A 2,885-nucleotide genomic window follows, 5' to 3' on the forward strand; every position below is an offset into this window, starting at 1 on the left:
TAGTTACGGAATAAAACCTCAGAGTCACAGAGCGCACAGAGGATCATGAAAAATTTCGAATTCCTGTGACTAGCGCACGAACCCACACCAAATAGCGAGGAGCCTCTATCTTCTTTGTGCCTATTTGTCTCTCTAGTAAAATCGGGATGCTTGGGCCTCACCACAAAGGCGCAAAGGCACAAAGAAAAACTTTCTGCAGTACATCGCCCATACAATGAGGCATTGCGTGGAGGCGGGAACACCGCCGCGCGAAACACCACCGTCCAAAGATCGATTGATAGTTACCCTCAACTCTTCTTGCAGAGCACCTTGTCCAGGAATATCAGGTTCTCCGGGGACTCGGTCAGTCGGACCCGATCTCCTTTCACATCAACTACCGCGTCCAGCCGGGTGAAGTGGACCTGAGACACCCTGACCAGGGGCTCGCATCGGGCCTGCAGGTGAGCCCGGAATCCGTCCATCATCCCTCCGTCTCCCATGTAGTCCACCAGGCGACGGAAGAGCTTGGGGAGGATCACCACATTCTCGGTAAGGGGCTCCAGGCCAGGTACAGAGAAGCCTTTTGTGGTCAGGTCGAATGGCCATACCCCCCGTTCCTCGGACCTGGCGTGGGCCATGGCCCGGGTCAGGGGAAGGCGAAGGTCGGAGAAGAGGCCGTTGTAATAGGTGGGATAGGCGAGACCCCGAGCAATGAGGCCGTAGTTGAGGCTCCGCTTCAGTATCGACTCATCTAAGATGACCTCGGAGCCGTCTCTATGTTCGATTCCGCCGGCAAAGACGAAGGCCACAGGCCGCCGGTTTGCCTCGGTGCTTCTGGCCAGGATATAGCCCTCGGTCTCGTCTTGGGCCTTGATTACCCTGCTCTGGCTCTCATCCCACACCACCTCATCGATTCCCAGATATGATAGCAGATATCGGCAGGCCGCTCTCGCCAGCTTCATGGGCTGGTGGTATCCCTGATAGTGAGTCTCTAGGGCGTCCACCCCCTCTACGCGCAGCTGGGCATGGCCGCGAGCATTCAATTCCGCCGCCGGGCCGGAGAGCTTTTTCCAGTTATCAGGATTCCTGGCTCGAAAGCGGATTGAATCGCCATCAGGGCTGTAGCCCTTGACGTGAAATGTCCCCTTTATCAAAAAGAATGCCATTCATATCATCCTAAATATCTTTTGATATACCTATTTTTAGTACTGCATAATTTTTAGGATTTATAGTTTATTATCGAGAAATAGAATATTCAAAGAGGGATCGAATTGATTTCTACGCCAGCTGTGCCCAGCCCAAAGCGCGCTCCTTCTTCGCAGCTCTGCCCTTTTCGCAAGTCTATCTGCAATAACCTTTTTCCCCAATTAGCGCCAATGCAACAAATATGTCCCCCAGCCTCGCCATCCACCGCGGCCTGAAGCGTGCAGAGATCGACCTCGCTGCCACAAACAACGAGGAGCGGATCCAGTGACATCGTAAAGGCTGCAAAGCCAGCAGGAAGATTAAATAGTTGGCATAGTATGTCATATCTAATGGCGGAGTAGTTGGTTGGCTTGTTATGATAATCCTGAGGTCGCAGAAATGATGTCAATTGCCAAGAGGCCTGCAATGGAGGACCCTGGGAACGGCAAGGAGTTTATAGAGGGCATTCTGATAATTTTTCAATTATCTGGATCCGGATCGATTAATTGAACGGTGAGTCGCAAAATTTAAATTCAGAAAGATAAAATAGATATAATAACCTGTAGTTTCCAAGTTTTTGATTTTGCATACGCAATGCAGTAAAGAGGTAAAGCACATGTTATTAAATAGCAAAATATTAGCACAAAAGAGATATTTATCGCTAGTCAATTATGTAAAAATTGAATTCAGTTTATAAAGTTGGTGGTTGAAGTGAAAAACTTGGAAAGTACAGTAATAACAAATGATTTAGAGAAGCACAATGAAGCTGACCGTGATGCTTGAACCAAGTGAGGAAGGAGGATTTACTGTGCTGTTTCCTGCCCTTCCCGGATGTATTAGCGAGGGGAGTACCCGCGAAGAGGCATTGAAAAACATTCAAGAAGCTATTGAATTGTATCTTGAACCTGTGGAAGATGACCTGGTACTGCAATCGGAAGCTGAACTTTTGGAGCTTGTGGTATGACCAAAGTTCCCAGCCTTGGATACGACCAAGTCGTGCGAGCGCTGCAGAGAGACGGTTGGATTGTAGTTAGGCAGAAAAGAAGTCATAACCGTCTCCAGAAGCACACCTCTAACGATAACGAAATTCTCAAGCTCACCGTCCCTTCACATAATCCCATTCTCCGTTCAACCCTTTCCCATATCCTAAAGCAAGCACGACTATCTGTTGATCAATTTATTGAATTGCTATAAAGGGCCAATCCGTTGCCTTATAACTGTATGTTGCGTCCGGATCGAAAGGACAAAGAAATGAGTGAAATATAAGGAGTATAGCATTAATCTCATTCCCTCGCCGATGGGGCAGGGCGATGATCACATCTTCTTTATTCAGGCCCGAAATCTGGCAGGCCCCCCGCGATTCCCGAAAAGATGGTGTGCCGCCCAGATATGGGCGGATAACTTAATCCTCGATGGGTGCTCATTCGCATTCGCGTTCTATAGACGCATTCTTGCATCATATCAAGCAATTGGTTAAAAAAGCTACTTTTCAGGTTTTTCATCCTTCTTGCATTAGCAATTTGTTTATGAGAGTTTAACTCATTGTCCACTCGGAGGTTCACTCCAGTTTTTTCCCATATTCAGGATCAGGACATCAAGAAAATTGCATCGAGCAAAATCAAACGTCATCTAAGATGCCGTTAACACTCTCTTTCCTGAGAAGAAATGCCATTCCAGGAGTTATCATGCTTGCTGGAAAAGTGGAGTGAACCCCTCCGAGT

General features: G+C 48.0%; 3 protein-coding genes. 2 read left to right on the plus strand and 1 reads right to left on the minus strand.

Going from position 1 to position 2,885, the window contains the following annotated elements:
- Nucleotides 1-287: 287 nt before the first annotated feature.
- On the minus strand, nt 288-1,145 hold the full coding sequence (locus tag BP822_RS03705; protein WP_013720207.1) for a hypothetical protein: 858 nt from the start codon (nt 1,143-1,145) through the stop codon (nt 288-290).
- Between the two features lie 779 nt (nt 1,146-1,924).
- Here BP822_RS03705 and BP822_RS03710 point away from each other — a divergent pair.
- On the plus strand, nt 1,925-2,128 hold the full coding sequence (locus BP822_RS03710; RefSeq protein WP_048132427.1) for a type II toxin-antitoxin system HicB family antitoxin: 204 nt from the start codon (nt 1,925-1,927) through the stop codon (nt 2,126-2,128).
- Nucleotides 2,125-2,358, plus strand: coding sequence for a type II toxin-antitoxin system HicA family toxin (locus BP822_RS12870; protein WP_048132431.1), 234 nt, complete (start codon nt 2,125-2,127; stop codon nt 2,356-2,358). The genes BP822_RS03710 and BP822_RS12870 overlap by 4 nt, the downstream gene beginning before the upstream one ends.
- Nucleotides 2,359-2,885 lie beyond the last annotated feature (527 nt).

Source organism: Methanosaeta sp. UBA458 (genome assembly GCF_002496085.1).
Lineage (GTDB): Archaea > Halobacteriota > Methanosarcinia > Methanotrichales > Methanotrichaceae > Methanothrix > Methanothrix soehngenii.

What these genes read in the sequence shown, in the direction of transcription:
- BP822_RS03705 (WP_013720207.1), bottom strand. Translation starts at nt 1,145, where the DNA reads ATGGCATTCTTTTTGATAAAGGGGACATTTCACGTCAAGGGCTACAGC.
- BP822_RS03710 (WP_048132427.1), top strand. Translation starts at nt 1,925, where the DNA reads ATGAAGCTGACCGTGATGCTTGAACCAAGTGAGGAAGGAGGATTTACT.
- BP822_RS12870 (WP_048132431.1), top strand. Translation starts at nt 2,125, where the DNA reads ATGACCAAAGTTCCCAGCCTTGGATACGACCAAGTCGTGCGAGCGCTG.